Origin of the sequence: Bradyrhizobium sp. 33ap4, from assembly GCF_032654765.1 — a bacterium.
Taxonomy (GTDB): Bacteria; Pseudomonadota; Alphaproteobacteria; order Rhizobiales; family Xanthobacteraceae; genus Bradyrhizobium; species Bradyrhizobium australafricanum.
In genome coordinates this window covers 1-584 of the sequence record NZ_JAUMTJ010000255.1, presented here as the reverse complement: position 1 = coordinate 584, position 584 = coordinate 1, and the positions used below count along the sequence as shown (strand labels likewise).

The 584-nt window shown below is 47.4% G+C and carries 1 protein-coding gene; it reads right to left on the bottom strand.

From position 1 onward, the window contains the following. The coding region (locus tag Q2M23_RS43820; protein WP_316399562.1) for a hypothetical protein at positions 1-239 on the bottom strand (239 nt) is incomplete at its 3' end. Between the last annotated feature and the right edge of the window lie 345 nt (positions 240-584).

Below are 584 nucleotides of genomic sequence, written 5' to 3'. Positions count from 1 at the left end.
CAACTGGGAGCTGCATGATGCATGCAGCTCGACATGCAAGTAACTGCTGTACAGGCAAGAGATATGAATTTGGCCTTACCCTTTGCTACGTGCCAGCAGTCAAACTGGTGGGCCATGTCTGGATAGTTGTTCTCAATGTACTTCCTTATCTGGCAGTGCCTGTCTGTTACCAGTGTCGTGACATTTATATCCGCATCTCTTAGGTAAGACAGACCTCTTTTTAGTCCCTCTAACTCCATGTGCGAGCTGCCACCAGCTTCATTGGACTGCAAATGCTCACAAGTTAGACGAAACCATCATTCAGGTCCTACGTAATGCGTAAATACCTGCACTGTCTCGAGATGTATAATATTATTTGAGCCCATTTCCAGAAATGTATATGTCCCGTATTTTGCTGAGTGGCCAGGTGAATCCGCTCGGCCGTCTCCCGCTACAGAGACAGCCAAGCCTTGCAGAGGCCTCAGGTTTTCTGCTTGCTCATTTTTCCAGACCTGCAACAGAAGGTGCAGTAAAGGACACAATCCAAACAGTTGCAAAGAAAGCACCACTACAGCAACGCGGTTTGGAGAGCTTTACAATGGCTA